Origin of the sequence: Billgrantia antri (assembly GCF_017868935.1) — a bacterium.
In the GTDB taxonomy this organism is placed as follows: domain Bacteria; phylum Pseudomonadota; class Gammaproteobacteria; order Pseudomonadales; family Halomonadaceae; genus Halomonas; species Halomonas antri.
In genome coordinates this window covers 1,327,683-1,347,613 of the sequence record NZ_CP053383.1, presented here as the reverse complement: position 1 = coordinate 1,347,613, position 19,931 = coordinate 1,327,683, and the positions used below count along the sequence as shown (strand labels likewise).

General features: G+C 64.6%; 18 protein-coding genes. 4 read left to right on the top strand and 14 right to left on the bottom strand.

Annotated elements, in window-relative coordinates:
- The first annotated feature begins 6 nt into the window (after window positions 1–6).
- Both HNO53_RS06410 and HNO53_RS06405 read left to right on the top strand, forming a co-directional pair.
- The gene (locus tag HNO53_RS06410) at window positions 7–996 is read left to right on the top strand and encodes a tetratricopeptide repeat protein (protein ID WP_242597561.1); all 990 of its coding nucleotides are present in this window, start codon (window positions 7–9) and stop codon (window positions 994–996) included.
- A gap of 80 nt (window positions 997–1,076) precedes the next feature.
- Complete coding sequence (locus HNO53_RS06405) at window positions 1,077–1,409, top strand: SEL1-like repeat protein (protein WP_209477108.1); 333 nt, start codon at window positions 1,077–1,079, stop codon at window positions 1,407–1,409.
- Window positions 1,410–1,569: 160 nt separating this feature from the next.
- On the opposite strand, the gene uxuA is transcribed toward HNO53_RS06405, so the two are convergent.
- From uxuA to HNO53_RS06340, 13 genes are all read right to left on the bottom strand, one after another.
- Window positions 1,570–2,745, bottom strand: a complete 1,176-nt coding sequence (gene uxuA / locus HNO53_RS06400) for a mannonate dehydratase (RefSeq protein ID WP_209477106.1) — start codon at window positions 2,743–2,745, stop codon at window positions 1,570–1,572.
- Window positions 2,746–2,761: 16 nt separating this feature from the next.
- Window positions 2,762–4,234, bottom strand: a complete 1,473-nt coding sequence (locus HNO53_RS06395) for a mannitol dehydrogenase family protein (protein WP_209477104.1) — start codon at window positions 4,232–4,234, stop codon at window positions 2,762–2,764.
- Between the two features lie 47 nt (window positions 4,235–4,281).
- A complete protein-coding gene (locus tag HNO53_RS06390) occupies window positions 4,282–5,562 on the bottom strand; it encodes a TRAP transporter large permease (RefSeq protein ID WP_209477102.1) in 1,281 nt (426 codons plus the stop codon).
- Complete coding sequence (locus HNO53_RS06385; protein WP_338034802.1) at window positions 5,553–6,038, bottom strand: TRAP transporter small permease; 486 nt, start codon at window positions 6,036–6,038, stop codon at window positions 5,553–5,555. The genes HNO53_RS06390 and HNO53_RS06385 overlap by 10 nt, the downstream gene beginning before the upstream one ends.
- 181 nt (window positions 6,039–6,219) lie before the next feature.
- The gene (locus HNO53_RS06380; RefSeq protein WP_209477099.1) at window positions 6,220–7,188 is read right to left on the bottom strand and encodes a TRAP transporter substrate-binding protein; all 969 of its coding nucleotides are present in this window, start codon (window positions 7,186–7,188) and stop codon (window positions 6,220–6,222) included.
- Window positions 7,189–7,274: 86 nt separating this feature from the next.
- The gene (locus HNO53_RS06375) at window positions 7,275–8,306 is read right to left on the bottom strand and encodes a zinc-binding alcohol dehydrogenase family protein (protein ID WP_209477097.1); all 1,032 of its coding nucleotides are present in this window, start codon (window positions 8,304–8,306) and stop codon (window positions 7,275–7,277) included.
- Between the two features lie 13 nt (window positions 8,307–8,319).
- Window positions 8,320–9,531, bottom strand: coding sequence for a D-mannonate dehydratase ManD (manD, locus tag HNO53_RS06370; RefSeq protein ID WP_209477095.1), 1,212 nt, complete (start codon window positions 9,529–9,531; stop codon window positions 8,320–8,322).
- Window positions 9,532–9,620: 89 nt separating this feature from the next.
- Window positions 9,621–11,042, bottom strand: coding sequence for a glucuronate isomerase (uxaC, locus tag HNO53_RS06365; protein ID WP_209477093.1), 1,422 nt, complete (start codon window positions 11,040–11,042; stop codon window positions 9,621–9,623).
- A 33-nt stretch (window positions 11,043–11,075) separates the two neighbouring features.
- Window positions 11,076–12,365, bottom strand: coding sequence for a TRAP transporter large permease (locus tag HNO53_RS06360; protein WP_209477091.1), 1,290 nt, complete (start codon window positions 12,363–12,365; stop codon window positions 11,076–11,078).
- Window positions 12,362–12,904, bottom strand: a complete 543-nt coding sequence (locus HNO53_RS06355) for a TRAP transporter small permease (RefSeq protein WP_242597560.1) — start codon at window positions 12,902–12,904, stop codon at window positions 12,362–12,364. Before HNO53_RS06355 ends, HNO53_RS06360 begins: the two co-directional genes overlap by 4 nt.
- 45 nt (window positions 12,905–12,949) lie before the next feature.
- Window positions 12,950–13,909 (bottom strand): C4-dicarboxylate TRAP transporter substrate-binding protein, encoded by a 960-nt coding sequence (locus HNO53_RS06350; RefSeq protein ID WP_209477089.1) that lies wholly within the window; start codon window positions 13,907–13,909, stop codon window positions 12,950–12,952.
- Window positions 13,910–13,972: 63 nt separating this feature from the next.
- A complete protein-coding gene (locus HNO53_RS06345) occupies window positions 13,973–14,704 on the bottom strand; it encodes a GntR family transcriptional regulator (RefSeq protein ID WP_209477087.1) in 732 nt (243 codons plus the stop codon).
- Between the two features lie 172 nt (window positions 14,705–14,876).
- A complete protein-coding gene (locus HNO53_RS06340; protein ID WP_209477085.1) occupies window positions 14,877–16,592 on the bottom strand; it encodes a DEAD/DEAH box helicase in 1,716 nt (571 codons plus the stop codon).
- 440 nt (window positions 16,593–17,032) lie between these two features.
- Here HNO53_RS06340 and HNO53_RS06335 point away from each other — a divergent pair, with 440 nt between their 5' ends.
- Complete coding sequence (locus tag HNO53_RS06335) at window positions 17,033–17,488, top strand: YaiI/YqxD family protein (protein WP_209477083.1); 456 nt, start codon at window positions 17,033–17,035, stop codon at window positions 17,486–17,488.
- Between the two features lie 9 nt (window positions 17,489–17,497).
- Here the strand turns inward: HNO53_RS06335 and HNO53_RS06330 are convergent, their stop codons facing one another.
- Window positions 17,498–18,499, bottom strand: coding sequence for a LacI family DNA-binding transcriptional regulator (locus HNO53_RS06330; RefSeq protein ID WP_209477081.1), 1,002 nt, complete (start codon window positions 18,497–18,499; stop codon window positions 17,498–17,500).
- 368 nt (window positions 18,500–18,867) lie between these two features.
- On the opposite strand from HNO53_RS06330, the gene HNO53_RS06325 reads away from it, so the two are divergent.
- Window positions 18,868–19,923 carry a sugar phosphate isomerase/epimerase family protein gene (locus HNO53_RS06325; RefSeq protein WP_209477079.1) on the top strand — a complete coding sequence of 352 codons (1,056 nt, stop codon included), beginning with the start codon at window positions 18,868–18,870 and terminating at the stop codon, window positions 19,921–19,923.
- The last annotated feature ends 8 nt before the right edge of the window (window positions 19,924–19,931 follow it).

Here is a 19,931-nt window from a genome sequence, read left to right as displayed (position 1 = left end):
GGGCCAATGAGCCGTCCTTTTATGATTGCATTGGCAGCCTTGGCGTTTTCACTGCTGGCAATCCCCACGGCCTGGGCGTTAGATGATGAGGCTCAAGCCGCCAAGGATGAGGGCATGCGGCTATGGGGCATTCATCAGTGGATAAAAATGCAGCCATATCTGGAACATGCTGCTGATCAGGGTGATGTTGAATCCATGTACTATCTGGGCGAGGCGAACCGGCTGTTAAGTCGAGGACTTTCACTCGCCGCCCTGGAGTGGTATCACAAGGCTGCGCAAGAAGGCGAACCCTATGCCATGTTGAGGCTCTATGATGGCAGTGCCTGTGAGCTGGGCGATGTCTGCCCTGAAGAGGGCAACGATTGGCGCGAAGCGGCCCTCGCTGTCACGCTGCCCAAGGCAGAGGCGGGTGACGCCGATGCCATGGGGGCGCTCTACGATATCTATACCTACATCGACCGGCATGACGAGGCTATGGAATGGCTCCTGCGATCCGCCGAAGCCGGCAACTTGGACTCCATGAACTGGCTCGGCCATTTAGCGCGAGACGATGAGGATAAGTACGCCACGGAGACCGAACGCCTGGAAGCTGCAGCGGAATGGCATCGCAGGGCCGCCGAAGCCGGTTATGCCCCGGCCATGAATGATCTTTCATCTGTATTGAACAATCTTGGGCGTCGTGAAGAAGCCTGGGAATGGATGGTGCAAGCCTCTGAGGCCGGTCATATTAACGGCAGACGCTGGCAAGCAGCTTGTTATATCGTCCCTGATGCTGAAGAGCGTGAAATTTGTCAAACAGAGAAGGATCCCGCTAAAGGCTGGGCTATTCTTCTCGCTATCAGTGAAGAGGTATCCGGCACTACTTCTGAACGAGCCCTTCGGATTTACGGAGACAAGGTCACTCCTGAGCAACGTGAAGAAGGCGAGCGAATGATGGAAGAATGGCTCAATCGTGAGCCGCCACTCTCCTATTTTCCGGACAAATTTGGCTACTGATGTCGATAAGCAGACGCAAAGCCGCGGCGGCGTTGGTAGCCTTGGCGATTTCGCCTATCGCAACGTCAGCAGCTTGGGCTTTGAATGAGGAAGCGCAAGCCGCCAAGGATGAAGGGATGCGGCTTTACAATGCCCATCAGCGTACGACGAGCATGCCGTACCTGGAAATCGCCGCGAACGCTGGCGATGTGGAGGCGATGTATTATCTCGGTGAAGCTCACCGCCTACGTCACCTGGGTATGACCCAAGCCGCCCTGGAGTGGTATCACATGGCCGCACAACAGGGCGAGCCCCATGCCATGTTGAGGCTCTACGATGGCAGTGCCTGTGAGCTGGGAGATGTCTGCCCTGAAGATGGCAACGATTGGCGCGAAGCGGCCCTCTCTGCCACATCGCAGAACGGCACACGGTGAGCGTTGCTGCGCCGTGAACATCTTGTCCTATCGACTTCAACGGGAAGTTGGGTCACCAAGGACCAAAGCATTATCGCCTACAACCTCGGCTTTCTGCTCGAGGCAGTGCCTCATCTCGGACTGGCCGCCTTTCGCATGGGGCTGCCTGGTTCATGAACCATCACGTCAACCGCCGCACTGCCAGCTCCACCCCACGTAGCTCGGCCAGCCCTTTCAGGCGTCCGTAGAGCGGATAGCCGGGGCGGGTGTCGCGGCGCTGGTCGTCGAGAATGTGGTGGCCGTGGTCGGGCCGCAGCGGCAGGCGTGGGCCGCCTTCGCGCTCGCGGCGCCGCTCCTCCTCCACCAGCGCCTGGATCACCGTCACCATGTCGACGTCGCCGCCGAGGTGATGCGCCTCGTGGAAGGTACGCGGGTCCGGCGCCTCGCGCCGGGTCGAGCGCAGGTGGGCGAAGTAGATACGCGGGCCGAAGCGCCGCGCCATCTCGGCCAGGTCGATATCCACCCGCACGCCGTAGGAGCCGGTGCACAGAGTCAGGCCGTTGGCCTCGCTGGGCGCCGCATCGAGAATCCACTGGGCATCCTCGGGGGTGGAGACCACCCGTGGCAAGCCGAACAGAGGGCGCGGCGGGTCGTCCGGATGAATGGCGAGTCGCACCCCGGCCTCCTCGGCCACCGGCACGATGGCGCGCAAAAAATACCCCAGGTTCTCGCGCAGGCACGCGGCGTCGATGCCGTCGTACTCGGCCAGCACCTCGCGGAAGCGCGCCAGGGTGTAGTGTTCCTCGGCCCCGGGCAGGCCGGCGATGACGTTGTTGACCAGTCGCTGGCGCGACACCTCATCCAGCCCTTCCATGTAACGCCTGGCCTCGGCTTGTTCGGCATCGCTGTATTCCGCCTTGGCGCCGCGCCGCCCAAGCAGGTAGAGGTCGAAGGCAGCCAGCGCGGCCTGGTCGAAACGCAACGCCAGGCCGCCGTCCGGCAGACGCCAGGCGAGATCGGTGCGGGTCCAGTCGAGCACCGGCATGAAGTTGTAGCAGACGGTGTCGATGCCGCAGTCGCCCAGGTGGCGCAGGGTCTCTTGGTAGGCCGCGATGTATCGCTCGCGTTCGGGCGTGCCCTGCTTGATTGACTCGTGCACCGGCACGCTCTCGACCACCGACCAGGAGAGCCCCGCGGCCTCGATCATTGCCTTGCGCTCGGCGATATCATCCGCCGGCCAGGCCGTGCCGTTGGGTATTTCGTGAAGCGCCGTGACGATGCCGGTAGCACCGGTCTGGCGAATCTCGTCGAGTGTGATCGGATCGCTGGGGCCGAACCAGCGCCAGGTGTGTTCCATGACGGTCCTCGCGGTATCAGGTGGGAGCATCGAGCTGCGCGAGCGCGGCGTCGAGGCCCTGGGTAGCCAGGCAGCGGTAGGCTGACACTACCGACGCCACGAAGCCGGCATGTTCGGCAAGCGCCGGGGGAATCACGGCGTCGAGTCCGAAGAAGGCGGGCACCAGATTCTCAGGATCCTCACCATGGGCCTCGTGCAGCAGTCTAAAGGTTTTCGCCATGGGGTCATCGACGGGGTAGACATTGCCGTGCAGATCGACTCCCAAGGTATAGCGGATCCATGCCGCCACGCCGAGTGCGGTGCACGGCACCTCACCTCCCGCTTCGAGTCGTGCCAGGGCGCCGTGAAGCCAGCGCTGGGGCAGCTTCTGCGAGCCATCCATGGCGATCTGCTGCAGGCGATGACGCAGGCTGTCGTTGGCGAAGCGCGCCAGCAGCGAATCAGCATAGGCGTCAAGGTCAGTCCCTGCGGGCATGCTGAGTGTCGGCGCCGCCTCCTCCAGCATATAGCGGCGCAGCAGATCATGCAGGTCATCGCGGCTCACGGCGTCGAACACCGTCTCGATCCCCTCCAGCGCACCCAGGTAGGCGAGCAGGGAATGGCTGCCATTGAGCATGCGCAGCTTCATGGTCTCGAACGGCGCCACGTCGGCGACCATCTCTACGCCCTCGGCTTCCCAGGCAGGCCGGCCGAGGGGGAAGTCATCCTCGACCACCCATTGCGAGAAGGCCTCGCCCACCACCGCGTTGGGGTCGTCGACGCCCAGCTCGGCCAGCCGCACATGGTCGTCCGCGGTCATGGCCGGCACGATGCGGTCGACCATGCTGCAGGGGAACGCCACCTCCCGCTCGATCCACTCGGCCAGCTCGGCGTCGCGACAGGCGGCGAGCTGTACCACGGCCGCTCGCGTGCGCCGCCCGTTGTCGGGCATGTTGTCGCAGCACAGCACCGTGAATGCAGGAGTTCCCGCTGCGCGCCGCCGGGCCAGTGCCTCGACCAGGATTCCCGGTGCCGTGCGAGGCGAATGCGGGTGGTCGATGTCATGGGCGATCAGCGGGTCGTCGCGCAACAGGCGGCCCTCGCTGGGATTGAGAAAATACCCCTTCTCGGTCACCGTCAGGGTGACGAGGCGCGTCTCGGGCGACGCCAGGCGCGCCAGCAGCACCTCGAGGTCCCTCCCCCACTGGCCGCCTTCATCGCGGCCGCTGAACAGCGCTTCCTCGATCACGCCGATCGCGCGCAGGGTGACATGGTCGCGGTCGGCGTATTCGGCGACATGATAGTGATAGCCGGCGTTGCGCAGCGCATCGACCAGTGCTACGCCGCCGCGCAGGTTGGCACTGCTCACCCCCCAGGTGGCGTCGCCGCTACGCTGCCGATAGCGCTCCAGGTAGACCGCCTGGTGGGCACGATGAAACGCGCCCAGGCCAAGGTGCACGATCGATACTTGTCCTTCTTGAGCGGCAGCCGCGAAGCGAGTTGTAGACATGATTCATCCTTTTCGTCACTGAATACAGGTCCGCCAGGTCTGGGCGCCTACTTGCCCATCAGCAGGTTGGGCAGCCAGAGCGAGAAAGCCGGGACGTAAGAGACAAGCAGCAACACGATCAGATTGCACGCCAGAAACGGCACGATGGCACGAGCAACACTGAGCATCTGAAGATTGCCGATGCCCGAGACGACGAACAGACACACGCCTACGGGCGGCGTCGTCAGGCCGATCATCAGGTTGAGCACCGCCATGACGGCAAAATGAATCGGGTCCATACCGATGCCGGTGGCCACGCCCAGCAGCGCCGGGAACAGGATGATCAACGCAGCGATCGTCTCCATGAAGGCGCCAACGAACAAAAGGATCAGGTTGAGAATCAGGATGACGATGATTGGATTCTCGCTGATCGTCAGGATCCCGGCGGCTACCATTTGCGGGATTTGCTGACTGGTCAAAATCCAGCCGAACAGGTTGGCCAGGCCCACCAACAGCAACAGGCCAGACGAGGTCAGCACCGTGTCGGTGAGAATCGCCGGCAGCTTGCGCCAGGTCAGCCCCTTGTAGACATACATCCCCACCACCAGCGCATAGAGGCTGGCGACGATGGAAGCCTCGGTGGGCGTGAAGAAGCCGCCGATGATGCCGTAGAGGATGATCGCGGTCATCAACAACGCCCAGAAGGCGGTACGCCCCTCGCGCAGCAGCTCGCGCAGGCTGGCACGGCGCTCCTTGGGATACCTCCGCCGCACCGACAGTAGGTAGACGGTGATCATCATTGCCACCCCCAGCAGCAGCCCGGGAACGGCACCTGCCAGGAACATTCGACCGACCGAAACGCCGGCCAGCGAGCCGACGATGATCATCGGCACGCTCGGCGGAATAATCGGGCCAATGGTTGAGGATGCCGCCGTCACTGCGGCAGCGAACGGCTTGTCGTAACCCGACTTGGCCATCCCCGGAATCATCACCGAGCCGATACTGGCGGCATCGGCCACGGCCGTGCCCGAGATACCGCCGAAGATCATCGAGCCGCCGACATTGGCCAGCCCCAGGCCACCGCGAATGTGGCCCATCAAGGCATTGCAGAAGCGTACGATATGTTCGGTGATGTTACCCACGTTCATCAGGTTGCCCGCCAGCACGAACCCCGGGATGCACAGAAGAACGAAGGTATCGATGCCGGCATACATCCGTTGCGGCACGATCGTGAGCGAAATGCCTTCGAGCAGCAGATAGGCGAGCGAGGAAATACCCAGTGCGAAAGCGATCGGCATGCCCACGACCAGCAATACCAGAAAGACACTGAAAAGCACGATCACTTCCATGAGCCAGTCTCCGGCTTGCGCTGCATGGCCATCAGTCCCTCGATGACGCCGACAACGCTATAGAACAGCACCAGTGCATAGAGCACGACGGTGGAGAAGAAGATGTAAAGCATCGGGACCTTCAGGGTGGGCGATGTCTGCCATGCCCCATTCTGGGCATATAGCCAGGCATAGGGCAGCAGAATGCCGGCGAAGGCACCGATCATCAGGCTGATCAAGGCTTGATAACCCGCACGTGCCTGCAGCCCCAGCCGATGATGGAAGAGCTCGACGTTGACATGCCGATTGCGTCGAATTGCGACCCCGGACGAAAGCGCCACCATGTAGATGAACAGGTAGCGCGAGAGCTCCTCGGTCCAGGCCGGCGAATAAGGCAGGAACAGGCGGCCGGATATCTGCAGCATTACCGTGGCAGCAATCGCCACCAGCGCCAGGTTGGCCAGGACGATGAACAGCGTATCAATCCACCCTATCACGCGCCCGATCGCTCCCCCGAGCTTCGGGACCTCACTCATTGCATCCAGGCTAGGCACCTGCCGCGAGTCCGGAGCCTCCGCCTGCGACTGTCCTTCAGGGGAATCCATAATCAACCTCTGGGAGAGCGTGCCCCCGTCAAGCATGGAAAACGGGCGTGGCTCACCGCCACGCCCCTAGGGTTTACAGGTCCTGGATTGCGTCGAACAGGACGCGCTGCTCTTCGGACAACGCTTCCTCGACGGCCGGGCGCGCCTTGTCGGCAAACGCCTCGGTGTCGACCTCGACAAGTTCCATGCCGCGCTCCTGAAGAGCCTGCTCCAGGCGCTGCTGATCCTCTTCGAACAGCTCGGCCTGGTAGGTCTGCATCTCCTGGGCCGCATCGCGCACGACCTGCTGCAGCTCTTCGGGCATGCTCTCGAGCTGGTTGCGGCCGATCACTACATAGATCCAGCTACGCACATGGCCGGTCAGGTTCACGTAGTCCTGCACCTCATAGAAGCTGGCGCTCTCGATCAGGCTCAACGGATTCTCCTGCCCATCGATCACGTTCTGCTGCAAAGCGGTGAATACCTCGCTGAAGGCCATCGGCGTGGGCCGCGCACCCAGCGCCTCCCAGGTGTCGACGAACAACGGTACGTTGGGTACCCGCAGACGCATGCCATCCAGCTCATCCGGCTGAGTGATGGGACGGTTGGAGGTCAGGTGGCGCGGCCCGCGCTCGAACCATGCAAGCGGCACCAGGTTGGTACGTTCGGTGATCTGCGCCTCGATCTGCTCGCCGATCTCGCCCTCGACTGCCTGACGCAAATGCTCGGAATCGCGGAAGGCGTAGGGCACCGCCATCATCGCCGCCTTGGGCGCCCAGTTCTGCAGGCTCTCGCCGGTGATGGTCATGTCGGCGGTGCCGAGCTGAATGCTGTTGATTACATCCATCTCGGCGCCGAGCTGCTCGTTGGGGTAGAGCTGTACCTCGATGCGGCCATCGGAGTTGGCTTCTACCTCCTCCTTGAACTTCACGGCGGCCTGGTGCCAGATGTTCTGCTCATTGGCCAAGTGACCGAATTTCAGCGTAACGTCGGCGGCCAGGGTGGCCTGGCTTGCGATCAGCGCCGTGCCGAGGACGGCGCCTGTGACGAGTCGTTTGATCATGGCGTAACTCCTGTCTTTGCTGTACTGGCTGTTGTTGCTGTTATGTGCATCGCATCATTGCGATGCGGCTGTCGCGTCATACTGGCTCAGGTACCGATATCGACGCTTATGTCGATAAGCACCTTGCGAGCCCTTTCGGGATGGTGATCGAGCATGTCGATGGCTCCCGGCATCTCGTCGAAGGGCAGGCGATGGCTGACCAGCGCCAACGGATCGAGACGTCCGGAGGCCATGCGGTCGAGCACATCCGGAAACTTGCGGTTGTTGAGCCGCGAGCCGACCAGCGTCAGCTCCTTCTTGATTACTTCCAGCTGTACCAGGTCGCTGGGAGTGGGATTGAAGCCGAGCAGGCCGATACGCCCCGCCGGCGAGGCGATGCGCAGCATTTGCGGCAGCAATGCCGGCACGCAGGCGGCATCGGCTATCAGCGGGATGCCCTCTCCGCCAGTCAGCTCGCTCACCGCGCCCTCGATATCCTCCTTGCCGTGCCAGGTGCGCGTGGCGCCGAGTTCGCGAGCCGTGGTCAAGCGCTCGTCGATCAGATCGACTACGGTGATGTCCTCGATGCCCTGAGCACGGGCCATCTGCAGGATTGTCAGGCCGATTACGCCGGCGCCATAGACCAGCAGGCGGTCGCCGCGCAGCGGCTGCATCCGCTCCAGCACGTTGGCAGCAATCGAGTAAGGCTCCACCAGCGCACCGGCTTCCAGCCCCAGCCCCTCGGGCAGGCGATGAACGTTGCCGACGGGCACGTTGACCCACTCTTCGAAGCCGCCATCACGGTGCACGCCGATCACCTGCAGCGCGCTGCACACGTTGGGGCGGCCGATACGGCACGGATAGCACTTGCCGCAGCTGATCACCGGGTCGATGCACACCCTGTCGCCGATCTCGATGCCTTCGGCGCCCTCCCCGAGCGCCTCGACCGTGCCGGCGAACTCGTGCCCGGTGATGCGCGGAAAACGCACGAAGGCGTTGTCGCCATGGATGATGTGCATATCGGACCCGCAGATGCCGGCGAAGGCCACCTTCACCAGTACCTCGCCGACAGCGGCACGGGGCACCTCGACCTCGGCGATGGTGTAATCCAACGGCGCGTTTACCTGAAAGGCTTTCATCGGTGCTTTCTCCTTACCAGTGCCACAGAGTGCCGTCCTCCAGCCGGTTGACCGGCAGGCTGGCGCGCTTATAGGGATATTGCTTGGCCAAGGCCTCGTCGATGTCGACGCCATGGCCCGGCGCCTCGCCGACGAGGAAATGGCCATCCTCGAAGCGGTAGTCGTGGGGAAAAACGGCGTCGGTCTCGGACGTATGGGGCATATGCTCCTGGATGCCGAAGTTGGGCACCCAGGTGTCGAAGTGGATAGCCGCGCCCAGGCACACCGGCGAGAGATCGGTCGGCCCATGGAAGCCGGTGCGCACGTGATAGAGCCCGGCCAGGTCGGCGATGCGACGCACGTGAGTGATGCCGCCGCCGTGGGAGAGCGGCGTGCGGATGTAATCGATCCACTGGTTCTCGAGCAGCTCGCGGTAGTCGTGGATCGAGTTGAACACCTCCCCCACCGCCAGCGGCGTGGTAGTGTGCTGGCGAATCAGGCGGAAGCTCTCCTGGTTCTCGGCCGGCACGCAGTCCTCCAGCCAGAACAGGTGATAGGGCTCCACCGCCTTGCCCAGGCGTGCCGCCTCGATGGGCGTGAGGCGATGGTGCACGTCGTGCAGCACGTGCAGTTCGTCGCCGAAGCGCTCCCGCACCGCGGCGAACAGCTTGGGCACGTGGTTGAGGTACTTCTCGGTGCTCCACACGTGCTCGGCGGGCAGCTCGGCATCCGCCGGCTCGTAGCGCTCGCCCGCGTTCTTGGCTACGCCGTAGATGGTAGGAATGCCGGGTACGCCGGCCTGCACCCGTACCGCCCGATAGCCGAGCTTGACGTGCTTCTCCACCTCGGCGAGACAGCCCTCGATGTCGCGTCCGGTGCAGTGGGCGTAGGTCATCACCCGCTCGCGGCTCCTGCCGCCGAGCAGCTGATAGAGCGGCATGCCGGCCGCCTTGGCCTTGATGTCCCACAGCGCCAGGTCAACCGCCGACACCGCCGCCATGGTCACCGGCCCCCGGCGCCAGTACGCCCCGCGATAGAGGTAGTGCCAGATATCCTCGATGCGGCTGGCATCACGCCCGATCAAGGCGGGAATGACATGCTCCTCGAGATAGGCCACTACTGCCATCTCACGGCCGTTGAGGGTGGCGTCGCCGATGCCGTAGGTACCCGACTCGGTGACGATCTTGAGGGTGACGAAGTTACGCCCCGGCGAGGTGACGATCACATAGGCGTCGCTGATTTTCATGAGTGTTCCGTCGCTGTCATGGAATAAGGGCTTGGGATTAGGAGCTCGGCATCAGGGCTTGGTCCTAGGGGCCTGGCATAGCGCTCGGCTCATCGCTCGAAGAGATAGCGCTGCACGTTGTCGTAGCACACCGCTCGCACCAGCTCACCGATGCGATCGAGATCGCCGGGCAGCTCGCCGCGCTGGATCTGCGCGCCGAGCATCTGGCAGAAGATGCGGCGGAAGTAGTCGTGGCGGGAGAACGACAGCAGGCTGCGTGAATCGGTAAGCATGCCGACGAAATGGCGCAACAGGCCGAAGTTCATCTGGGTGACGAGCTGGCGCTCGATGCCATCGCGCTGGTCGTTGAACCACCAGGCGGCGCCGAACTGTAGCTTGCCGGGAATGCCGTCACTGGCGAACGAACCAACCAGGCTAGCCAGCATCTCGTTGTCGCGGGGGTTGAGGTTGTAGACCACCGTGCGCGGCAATGCCCGGTCGCGGTCCAGCGCATCCAGAATCGCCGCCAGCGGCTCGGCGTAGGTCACGTCGCCGATGGCGTCGAAGCCGCTGTTGGCGCCGATTTCGGCCAGGCCGCGCTGGCTCAGGCTACGCAGCGCGCCGAGATGCAGCTGCATCACCCAGCCGCGGCGGGCGTACTCGCGCCCCAGCCATAGCAGCACCGCGCTGGTGAAGGCGGCGCTCTCGTCGCTGCTGAGCGCCCTGCCCTGGCGGCGGCGCTCGATCAGCCGGTCGAGTTCGGCCGTGCTCGGCGGCGTGACGAACACCGGCTTTTCAAGGCTGTGGTCGGAGAGGCAGCAGCCATGGGCAGCGAAGTGCTCGAGGCGCTGGTACAGCGCGGCGAGCAGGTCGTCGTAGCCGCGGATGTCCACCCCGCTGGCCGCCTCAAGCTCGCCGAGGTAATCGGCGAAACCGTGGTCAGCGATCTTGAGCACGGCATCGGCGCGGAACGTCGGCAGCATGGCGGGCGTCGCCCCGCTCTCAACGTGCCGATGGTGCAGCGCGAGATCGTCGACTGGGTCGTCGGTGGTGCAGACGGTGCGCACATGGAAGCGCTCGAGGATGCCCTGGGCGCTCAGCCGGGGAGTAGCCAGGCGCTCGCGGGCGGCGGTCCAGATTTCCTCGGCGGTGGCCGGCGAGAGCAGCGTATCCTCGATGCCCAGCGGATGGCGCAGCTCCAGGTGGGTCCAGTGATAGAGAGGGTTGCCGAGGCAGTGCGGCACCGTCTCCGCCCAGGCCTGGAAGCGCTCGCGGTCGCTGGCATCGCCTGTGATGCGCTGCTCATCGATGCCGGCGATGCGCATCGCCCGCCACTTGTAATGGTCGCCCTTGAGCCACAGCTGGGTGAGGTTGTCGAAGCACACGTCGCCGGCGATCTCCTCCGGGCTCAAGTGCGAGTGGTAGTCGCAGATCGGCATGGCCGCGGCATGCTCGTGGTAGAGCCGTCGCGCCGGCTCGTTCTCGAGCAGAAAATCCGGCCCCATGAACGCGATGTTGTCGGTGAAGGCCATTGAACCCTCCATTTATCTTGGCTCGTTCGAACTTCAACCCATCAGCAGGTTGGGCAGGAACAGCACGATGTCGGGGAAGAAGATGATGCCCAGCACCACCACGAAGACCGCCAGGGCGAAGGGCACCAGCTCGCGGCTGTAATCGAAGAAGGAGCAGCGCAGGATGCCGCACACGGTGTACATCGAGATGCCCACCGGCGGAGTCATGCCGCCGAAGGTCACCAGGGTCATCATCAGCAGGCCGAAGTGCACGGGATCGATGCCGGCAGCCTTGACCACCGGCACCAGGATCGGCGTGAGCAGCATCACCACCACGGTGGCCTCGAGCAGCATGCCGAGCAGTACCAGCAGCACGGCCAGTGTCAGCAGCAGCGCCGCCTGGCTGGAAAATACGCCCAGCGTCATCTCGGCGATGGTCTGCGGCACCCGCTCGAAGGAGACCACGTAGCCGATGATCCCCGAGAACATGATGATCAGCATGATCATGCCGATGTCGCGCACGCTGGCATGCATCGCCGCAACGATCTCGCGCAACCCCATCTCGCGGTGGATCGCGCAGCCCACCACCAGCGCATAGGCCACGGCGAAGGCCCCCGCCTCGGTGGGCGTAAACAGGCCGTAGCGAATGCCCACCAACAGCCACACCGGAAACAGCAACGCCCAGATACTGCTGCGCGCAGCCGCGAGTACCTCACGGCCGGCAGGCAGCCCCTCGCGTACCGGCGTATAGCCGCGCCGCCTGGCCACGAAGTAGGTGGTCACCATCAGCGCCACCATCAGCAGGAAGCCCGGCACCACACCGGCGATGAACAACCGCCCGATCGATACCTCGCCCAGGTAGCCGTAGAGGATCAGGCCGATGCTGGGAGGAATGGTGGCGGTAATCAGCCCACCGATGGAGAGCACCGCACCGGTGAACCCGGGGCTGTATCCGCCCTTGATCATGCCCTGCCCCAGCACCCGCGACTGCATCGCGGCATCGGCCACCGCCGAGCCCGACACACCGCCCATCAGCGTACTGAGCACGATGCTCGCCTGGGCCAGCCCGCCGCTCATCCAGCCGGCCAGCAGCGTGGAGAGACGCATCAGTCGCGGGGTGATACCGCTGGCGTTCATCAGGTGTCCGATGAAGATGAACAGCGGTACCGCCAGCAGCGGAAACGACTGGGTCGCCGAAACGATGCGCTGCGGCCCGATGTTGATCGGCAGGAAGGCCTCGGGCAGGAAGAAGTAGGTGAAGCCGGCGATACCGATGGCGAAGGCCACGGGCATGCCGATCGCCATCAGCACCAGCCCCAGGCCCAGCAGGAGTGCGGCCGTCATGATGCCTCCTCCACGATGGCTTCATCCGCTATCAGGCTCGGCACTATGCCCTTGGCCAGGATGCGCCGCATGAGCGAGACGATCATCAGTGCCGCCCCCACCGGCAGCGCCAGGGTGATATAGCCGTAGCTCAGTCCGGCCACGCCCATCGGGCGTTGCCAGTTGGACAGGGCCAACGGCAAGCCATGCCACACCAGCAGGGCCAGGAAACCCAGCATCAGTACCAGGCACAGCCCGCTTGTCAGGCGCTGCAGCGGCAGCGGCAGGCGTACCGTCAGGGCGTCGATGCGTACCTGACCGCCATGCCGCAGGGTAATGTCGGCGCCCAGCACGGCGGTCCAGATGAACAGCAGCTGGGCCAGCTCGGCCCCACCGGCGAAGGGCTGGCCAATGGCGCGTGCCGTCGAGCTCACCAGCAGGGTCAAGGAAGTGCCCCCCAGCAGCGCCACGGCGAGCCACGCCTCGAATCGGTCGTACCAGTACCACATGTCGAGATCCTCGGAGCCGGAACGCGCCCGGCCGATTCCATGGAACAGCATGCGAGACGACCGCCCTTGTCGCCGGGGCGACAAGGGCGACCAGGCTCACTCTTCCGCGGTCAGCTGATCGCGGTACTGGTCGTAGCCGAGCTCTTCGTAGACACCGGCGACCCGCTCGCGGAACAGCTCGACGTCCACCTCGGTGAAGGTCACGCCTTCCGCCTCCATGCGCTCACGCACGGCGCTCTGGGCGTCGACGGTGGCCTGGCTGGCCGCCTCGCCGGCGTTGCGCAGCTCCTCGTCGAGGATGGTGCGCAGCTCGTCCGGCAGTTCCTGATACCACTGCTCGGACGTGGCGAGGCCGGTCATCAGGTGGATATGGCCGGTCAGGGCGATGTGGGTGATGACCTCGTGCAGGTTCTGGCCCTCGGCGGCGGTGAGCTGCGCCTCGGCGCCGTCGATGGCGCCAAGTTGCAGCGCGGAATAGACCTCCGACCAGGGCAGCGGCGTCGGTGTGGCCCCCATCGACTCGATGGTGCGCAGCCATACGGGTGAATTGATGGTGCGCACGCGTATGCCGTTCAGGTCCTCGGGAGTCTCGACCAGCTCTTGCGTGAGCATGTGGCGCGAGCCCTGGAACCAGTTGTAGTTGAGCAGGCGCAAGCCGCTGCTCTCGGCCAGGCTATCGACCCAGCCCTGATACAGCTCCGACGAGGTGATGCGGTCGTAATCGCTGTGATCCTCGACCAGATAGGGCGCACTGAGGATGCCCAGCTCCGGCTGGTACTCGGATAGGCGGCCGGCGTCGATAAGCACTGCGACATTCGCTCCGCTGCGGATCTGCTCGACCACGTCCTCATCGGAGCCGAGCTGACTGTTGGGGAAGACACGCACGGTGAGCTCGCCATCGGAGCGTTCAGCGATGGTCTGGCTGGCCTCCTCCATGGCCTGGACGATGGGGTCCTGGGCGCTGAGCGCCGAAGAGAGATTCAACTGGTAGGCCGCATGGGCCAGGTTGGCGGTGGCGGCCAGAGTGACGGCCGCTGCGATGGCGGTGCTTTTCATATGAGCCTCCTGACGTGTGTTGTGGTTATTGCGTCTCGTGCTTGGCGTGTTGCTGCGTGACTGCTACTTGCTACCAACGGCGACCGCGCTGGGCGCACCGTCGAACATTTCGGGGAAGCGGCGCATCAGCTCCGGCAGCGATTGCAGGATTTCGCGCTGATGCACGCTCATGGCCTGACTCGCCGCCTCGGGGTCGCGGCGGCCAATGGCCTCCACGATCATCGAGTGCTGGTCGGTCAGCTTGGCGATGGGAGTCGAATCGGGAATGCTCAGGTAGCGCACCCGGTCGAGCTGTGCCTTGACCTCCTCGGTGACGCGCCAGGCGGCGGTATGCCCCACCCCCAGCGACAGCGCGCGATGAAAGGCCTCGTCGAGCTGGAAGAAGCGGTCGTAATCGCTGGAAACGCTGCAGCGCCGCTGGCGTTCGATCAGCTCGCGCAGCTCCTCCAGGGTGCGCTCGGCCACGCCCAGCGTGGCGGCCTCACGCGCCACCGCCACCTCGATCGCCTCACGCACGAAGCGGGCTTCGAGTACGGCCTGCTGCGAGATTCTCACCACGTAGGTGCCACGCTGCGGACGCACCTCGACCAGCCCCGCCTCGGACAGCCGGATGAAGGCCTCGCGCACCGGCTGGCGACTCACGTCGAAGGCATCGGCCAACTCCTTTTCCGATAGCGCCTGCCCCGGGGCCAGCACCATGCGGATGATGGACTGGCGCAGCACCCGGTAGAGCCGCTCGCGAACCGAGCCTTCGTCTCGCGCTTCCAGCCACATGGCCTGCAGGGGAGTTGTCATGAGCACCGTTCTCCGTTGTCTCTTGTTCGCTGAGCGTTGCCGCCCTGAACAGACTAGTATGGTAGTATGGCAATTGGCAAGCCGCCATGAAAAAAGCCCAGACCGGTTTCCCGGCCTGGGTCTTGTCTTCTTCAGCGATTTCAGCGTTCGCCGCTAGCGACGAACGCAGCGCTTAGGCGCTGGTGCGACGACGCACCGGCGCGTCGCCATCCTCGCGGCGACGGCGCGGGGCACGCTCGGGAGCACCGCCATCCTCGCTGATCTCCAGCGGACGACCGGCGACGCGGGCGCGAGCCATCTTGGCCAGGATGCTGGGCGGCAGCGAGCTGGGCAGCTCCACCACCGAGAAGGCGTTGCGGATGTCGATGCGGCCGATCCGCGAACCTTCGATGCCGCCCTCGTTGGCCAAGGCACCGACCAGTTGGCCCGGCTTGACGCCGTCCTTGTGGCCCACGGCAACGCGGTAGCGGGTCATTCCCTCGCTGGGGCCGCGGTCGCGACGCGGCGGCTTGCCGTCACGCGAGGCAGTACGCTCACCACGGTCGGCACGCTCCTTGCGCGGCGCCTGCAGGCGGCCGATGGGCGCCTCGTCGGCACGCGCCAGGGCGGCAAAGGCACAGGCCAGCTCGACCGGGTCGTGACCTTCCGCCACCAGTCGCTCGACCAGGGCGCGCTGCTCGTCGGCGCCGGCGGTCAGGGTACCGATAATGCGCTGGTGGAAAACCTCGTCACGGTGAGCACGGATGGCGGCCTCGTCGGGCACCGCCATTTCGGTCATACGCTGACCGGTGGCCTGCTCGATCCAGCCCACCTTGCGGCCTTCACGGAAGCCCACGAAGGTGATCGAAATGCCGGTACGCCCAGCCCGGCCGGTACGCCCGATGCGATGGGTATAGGCTTCGCTGTCCTGGGGCAGGTCGTAGTTGAAGACGTGGGTGATACGCGGCACGTCGAGGCCACGGGCGGCCACGTCGGTAGCGATCAGCACGTCGACCTTGCCGCGCTTGAGGCGCTGGATGGTGCGCTCGCGCAGGCTCTGGTCCAGGTCGCCGGAGAGACTGGCCACGTTCACGCCACGGGCGGAGAGCTGCTCCATCAAGGTGGTGCAGGCGGCACGGGTACGCACGAAGACGATGGCGGCATCCACCGGCTCGACCTCGAGGATGCGTGCCAGCGCCTCCAGCTTGGCGCCGCCGTCGACGCGCACCAGGCGCTGCTCGATGTTCTCGCCGGTGGTGGTGCGCGACTCGATGGCGACCTTGACCGGATCGACCAGGTAGCGGTTGACGATGCGCTCGATTTCGGTCGGCAACGTGGCGGAGAAGAATACCCGCTGGGCTTCCTTGGGCGTATCGGCGACCACGCGCTTGACGTCGTCGATGAAGCCCATGCGCAGCATCTCGTCGGCTTCGTCCAGTACCAGTGCGGAGAGGCCGTCGAGCTTGAGACTGCCGCGGTCGAGGTGATCGATCACCCGGCCCGGCGTGCCGACCACCACCTGGGCGCCACGCTTGAGTGCGCCCAGCTGTTCACGATATTCCTGACCACCGCACAGGGTCGCCACTTCCAGGCCCTGCAGGTTCTGGCCGTACTTGGTAAAGGAGACGGCCACCTGCTGGGCCAGCTCACGGGTCGGCGCCAACACCAGCACCTGGGGCTCACGCCGGGTCATTTCGAGACGCGACAGTAGCGGCAAGGCAAAGGCTGCGGTCTTGCCGGTACCGGTCTGGGCCTGGCCCAGCATGTCACGCCCTTCCAGCAGTGCCGGAATGGTCTGCGCCTGAATCGGTGAAGGAGTTTCGTAACCCAGTGTTTCAACGGCAGCGAGAACGGCAGGCAGCAGAGCAAGATCGCCGAAGCTCGGCGAGGCGACAGAAGTCGAGGTCATCAATCACACCTTGGTAGGCCGGCACTCGCCGGCAAATCACATTGAGGCATCCCCGACGCAAGCCCATGGCTGGTCGGTGGCCCTGTCATCGCTGGCCCAACACGGCCTGGACAGGACGGATCACGTAATCGTGGGATGCCGGTCGCACCTGGCATCCGGTTCACGCCATCGGGCGGGAACCGCTGTGGCGACCTTTTTGCGCCGATGTCGCCCGGTTGGCGGCATCCTGTGGCGCTCCATCTTCACATCTCGGACGTTGCAGCGTTCGCTGTCGGTCTCGGTGATTGCCTCTCGTATGCGTGGCATACGGAGCGAATCGTCATGATGGCGGGGTCAACACATGCGAGGAGCGCGCATGCTACCATCGATACTGGTTCCATGACCAGTACTTTCAACGCTACGATCACACCCGAATCAATTTTCGCGAGGAGCCTGCCCGAATGCCCACCTTATGGGTCGATGCCGACGCCTGCCCCAAGGTCGCCCGCGAGATCATCGTCCGCGCCGCCGAGCGCACCACCACCCCGGCCTGGTTCGTCGCCAATCATGCGATTCCCCTGCCGCCCTCTAAATGGGTCAAGTCGCTGTCGGTGAGCCATGGCTTCGATGCTGCCGACAACGAGATAGTGGAACGCCTCGAGAAGGGCGATCTGCTGATCAGCTCCGACCTGCCGCTGGCCATGGAGGCCATCGACAAGGGCGCCGCGGTGATGACCACTCGCGGCGAGATGCTCGACAAGAACAACATCCGCGCCAAGGTTCAGCTACGCGACTTCATGGAGACGATGCGCTCCAGCGGCGAACACACCGGCGGCCCCAAAGGCTACAGCGACACCGACCGGCGCGAATTCGCCAATGCTCTGGACCGCTGGCTGGCGAAGCAGCGCGGCAAGTAGTCTCTCCGTTCAGGTGGCTGACCGTCCGGTGCTCTTGCGCACGATGAGCTGCGTGCTCAGCGTCTGCCGGCGCACCACACTCTCCCCCGCCAGGAGGCTCAACAGCATGCGCATCGCCTGCTGGCCGATCTCGTGGCGGGGCTGGCTGACGGTGGTCAGCTCCGGCTCGCAGTACTCGCTGAAGCCGATGTTATCGAAGCCCACCACCGAGAGGGCCTCGGGCACGCCAATACCGAGCTGGCGTGCCGCCTTGAGCACGCCGATGGCCATCTCGTCGCTATGACAGAAGATCGCGCTGGGCCGGTCGGTACCTTCGAGCAATGCCAACCCCTGCTGATAGCCGGAACGAAAGCCGAAATCGCCCTCCACCACCCGCGCCGAACCCGAAAGCCCCCGGGCGGCCAGCGTATCGCGATAGCCGCGGGTGCGCTCGCGACAGATAGGGTTGCCGACGGGACCTGAGACCGAGGCGATATGCTCGTGGCCCAGCGAGGCCAGGTAATCGATGGCGTGGGCCGCAGCCTGGTAATTGTCAATGGCAACCGTCGGCAGGTCGATATCCGCAAAGAACTCACAGGCCATGACCAGCGGAGCATTCGCCCGGCTGACGGCACGCCTGACCAGCGCATGGGGAATGTCGGAGGTCAGCAGGATGATGCCGTCGGCCTGGTTGGTCGGCAGCAGGCTGAAGTAGGCCTCCGCCCTGGCTGGATCGCGCTCGCAGTCGCCGACCAGCAGCTGATAGCCGGCCTGGTGGGCCACCTCCTCCATGCCGTTGATGATCTCGGAGAAGAAAGGGTTTGAGATATCAGGCAGCAGGGTGACGATCGTTCGCGACTCGGCGCGGCGCAGGTTGCGTGCCGCCACGTTGGGAGCGTAGCCAACCTCGGCAATGGCCCGCGCCACGCGCTGCCGCGTGGCCTCCGTGACCTTCTCGGGGCTGGCCAGCGCCCGCGACACGGTGGCCGTGGAACAGCCCGCGGCCTTGGCGACATCCTTGATGGTGGGCATGGAAAGCGTTCGCCTGGAGAGGATTCGTTCGCCTTATTGTGAGTTTCCTCTCCTTGACATGTAAAGCGTTACACCGTCTCTCACTGGTCGAACTCACACGGTGAGGTAATGCTTGGGCCAGCAGGAGCCGCTCGCCCATCACCTTTTAGTCTAAGAAAAGTCTCGCTTTCGCCAAGCAAAACCTGACAACGAAGCCCGCTGCCAGCGCATTCCCACTCATTACCCGGCCACTGCCCAGCGCTTCGATGCCCCTTGGCCGCGCCTTGACCCTTGGTGTCCTTGCTGCTGCAATGTAATCCATTACATTTTCAGGCCTCTTCAGGCGGGCTTCCGCCCGCGCCCGACAAGACCGACAAACGAGGTGCTCGATGAAGACCATCAAGGGGCCGGCGCTGTTCCTGGCCCAGTATGCCGGCGACGAGCCGCCCTTCGACAACCTGCGTGACATTGCCCGCTGGGCCTCCAGGTTCGGTTTCGAGGGGGTCCAGATCCCCACCTGGGACAAGCGCCTGTTCGATCTGGAACGCGCCGCCGAGAGCCCGGAATACTGCCAAGAAATCCAGGCCGTGCTGGCCGAGTACGGCCTGGCCATCACCGAGCTCTCCGCCCACCTGCAGGGGCAATTGGTGGCAGTGCATCCGGTCTACGACAGCCTGTTCGATGGCTTTGCGCCGGCCGAGCTGCACGGCGATCCCGTTGCTCGCCAGGCCTGGGCCGTGGAGCAGCTCAAGCTCGCCGCCCGGGCCAGCGCCAACCTGGGGCTGAGCGCGCTGGGCACCTTCTCCGGCGCGCTGCTGTGGCCCTTCCTCTATCCCTTCCCCCAGCGTCCCGCCGGTCTGGTGGAAGAGGGATTTGCCGAACTGGCCAGGCGCTGGCGGCCAATTCTCGACGTCTGCGACAGCGAAGGCGTCGACCTGTGCTTCGAGATCCACCCAGGCGAAGACCTGCACGACGGCAGCACCTTCGAGCGCTTTCTCGCCGAAGTCGACGAGCATCCACGCTGCTGCATCCTCTACGACCCGTCGCACCTGGTGCTGCAGCAGCTCGACTACCTGGCGTTCCTCGACCGCTATCACCGCCGCATCCGCATGTTCCACGTCAAGGATGCCGAGTTTAATCCCACCGCCCAGCAGGGCGTCTACGGCGGCTACAGCTCCTGGGTCGAACGCGCCGGGCGCTTCCGCTCGCTGGGCGACGGCCAGGTGGATTTCAAGGGCATCTTCTCGCGCCTGGCGCAGTACGACTTCGCAGGCTGGGCGGTGATCGAGTGGGAGTGTGCCCTCAAGCACCCCGAGCAGGGTGCCGCCGAGGGCGCCCGCTTCGTCGCCGAGCACATCATCCGGGTGACCGATCGCGCCTTCGACGACTTCGCCGATGCCGGCACCGATCGTCAAGCCAATCGTGCCCTGCTGGGGCTCGACTGACCTCGAGG

Coding starts and splice junctions, on each gene's coding strand:
- HNO53_RS06410 (WP_242597561.1), top strand. CDS start 7: ATGAGCCGTCCTTTTATGATTGCATTGGCAGCCTTGGCGTTTTCACTG.
- uxuA (WP_209477106.1), bottom strand. CDS start 2,745: ATGGAACACACCTGGCGCTGGTTCGGCCCCAGCGATCCGATCACACTC.
- HNO53_RS06395 (WP_209477104.1), bottom strand. CDS start 4,234: ATGTCTACAACTCGCTTCGCGGCTGCCGCTCAAGAAGGACAAGTATCG.
- HNO53_RS06390 (WP_209477102.1), bottom strand. CDS start 5,562: ATGGAAGTGATCGTGCTTTTCAGTGTCTTTCTGGTATTGCTGGTCGTG.
- HNO53_RS06380 (WP_209477099.1), bottom strand. CDS start 7,188: ATGATCAAACGACTCGTCACAGGCGCCGTCCTCGGCACGGCGCTGATC.
- HNO53_RS06375 (WP_209477097.1), bottom strand. CDS start 8,306: ATGAAAGCCTTTCAGGTAAACGCGCCGTTGGATTACACCATCGCCGAG.
- manD (WP_209477095.1), bottom strand. CDS start 9,531: ATGAAAATCAGCGACGCCTATGTGATCGTCACCTCGCCGGGGCGTAAC.
- uxaC (WP_209477093.1), bottom strand. CDS start 11,042: ATGGCCTTCACCGACAACATCGCGTTCATGGGGCCGGATTTTCTGCTC.
- HNO53_RS06360 (WP_209477091.1), bottom strand. CDS start 12,365: ATGACGGCCGCACTCCTGCTGGGCCTGGGGCTGGTGCTGATGGCGATC.
- HNO53_RS06355 (WP_242597560.1), bottom strand. CDS start 12,904: ATGCTGTTCCATGGAATCGGCCGGGCGCGTTCCGGCTCCGAGGATCTC.
- HNO53_RS06350 (WP_209477089.1), bottom strand. CDS start 13,909: ATGAAAAGCACCGCCATCGCAGCGGCCGTCACTCTGGCCGCCACCGCC.
- HNO53_RS06345 (WP_209477087.1), bottom strand. CDS start 14,704: ATGACAACTCCCCTGCAGGCCATGTGGCTGGAAGCGCGAGACGAAGGC.
- HNO53_RS06340 (WP_209477085.1), bottom strand. CDS start 16,592: ATGACCTCGACTTCTGTCGCCTCGCCGAGCTTCGGCGATCTTGCTCTG.
- HNO53_RS06335 (WP_209477083.1), top strand. CDS start 17,033: ATGCCCACCTTATGGGTCGATGCCGACGCCTGCCCCAAGGTCGCCCGC.
- HNO53_RS06330 (WP_209477081.1), bottom strand. CDS start 18,499: ATGCCCACCATCAAGGATGTCGCCAAGGCCGCGGGCTGTTCCACGGCC.
- HNO53_RS06325 (WP_209477079.1), top strand. CDS start 18,868: ATGAAGACCATCAAGGGGCCGGCGCTGTTCCTGGCCCAGTATGCCGGC.